At 71.5% G+C, this 1,474-nt stretch carries 1 protein-coding gene; it reads left to right on the forward strand.

The window, feature by feature from the left end; genetic code table 11:
• On the forward strand, positions 1-1,474 hold a 1,474-nt coding region (locus tag IE226_RS43585; protein WP_190087084.1), incomplete at both ends, for an acyltransferase domain-containing protein.

The raw sequence follows: 1,474 nt of genomic DNA on the forward strand, positions 1-1,474 counted from the left end.
GCCGGTGGGCGACGGCCTGGTGCCCTGGGTGCTTTCGGCGCGGAGCGCCGAGGCGCTGCGGGATCAGGCGGCGCGCCTCAAGTCCTTCGCGGACGAGGCGTCGGACGTGGCGGTGACGGATGTGGGCCGCGCGCTGGTGTCCTCGCGGACGGCCCATGAGCACCGCGCGGTGCTGGTCGGCGCCGACCGTTCGGAGCTTCTTGCCGCGCTGGAGGCGGTGGCCGAGGGCCGATCGGCCGGCAACGCGGTAACGGGGGTCGCCGAGGCCCCCGGCCGGGTGGGCTTCCTGTTCTCGGGGCAGGGGTCGCAGCGGCTGGGCATGGGTCGTGAACTGGCCGACCGGTACTCGGTGTTCGCCGATACCATGAACGCCGTACTGGATCAGTGTGACCCGCGGGTGCGTGAGGTGTTGCTCGGTGAGGACGCCGACGCCCTGAACGAGACCGGGGTGACCCAGCCCGCGCTGTTCGCCGTCGAGGTCGCACTGTTCCGTCTCCTGGAGTCATGGGGTGTGCGCCCCGATGTCCTTGCCGGTCACTCGATCGGCGAGCTGGCCGCCGCGCATGTGGCGGGTGTCTGGTCGCTGGCTGATGCGGTGAAGGTGGTGTCGGCGCGTGGTGCGTTGATGCAGGCGCTGCCGTCCGGTGGTGCGATGGTGGCCATCCAGGCGTCCGAGGCGGAGATCGCCCCGGACCTGTCGGAGACGGTCGGCCTGGCCGCCGTCAACGGACCCACCTCGGTCGTCGTCTCGGGTGTGGCCGCCGATGTGGACGCGGTTGCGGAGAAGTGGCGTGCGGCGGGCCGCAAGGTGTCGCGTCTGAAGGTCAGCCACGCGTTCCACTCGCCGCTTATGGAGCCGATGCTCGACGACTTCCGCCGGGTGCTTGAAGGGGTGTCCTACGAGGCGCCCGCCATCCCGATCGTCTCGACGCTGACGGGGCACCCGGCCACCGCCGACGAGCTGGCCTCGCCCGAGTACTGGGTGCGGCACGTACGCGAGGCCGTCCGGTTCGCCGACGCCGTCGGCACACTCGTGGACGACGACGTGACCACGTTCGTCGAGGTCGGCCCGGGCGGCACCCTGTCCGCACTGGGGCAGCTGTCCGCGCCGGACGCGGCCTTCGTGCCGGTGCTGCGCGGCGACCGCCAGGAGACCGTGGCCGCGACGACCGCCGCGGGACAACTGCACGTGCGCGGCGTCCGAGTGGACTGGGAGGTGTTCTTCGCCGGACACCGCACCCGGCACGTGGACCTGCCCACGTACGCCTTCCAACATGAGCGCTACTGGCTGGACGCTCGCCCGGCGGACATGGACGTCGAGCTCCTGTCGCCGGTGGACGCGAGATTCTGGGGAGTCGTCGAGGACGGTGACATCACCGACCTCGCCCGTACGTTGGACGTGTCGCCGGACGCTCCGTTGAGTGAGGTGTTGCCGAGGCTTTCCGCGTGGCGCGCGGAGCAGCGGGGCCGTTCG

This window comes from Streptomyces longisporoflavus, assembly GCF_014649775.1.
Classification (GTDB): Bacteria; Actinomycetota; Actinomycetes; order Streptomycetales; family Streptomycetaceae; genus Streptomyces; species Streptomyces longisporoflavus.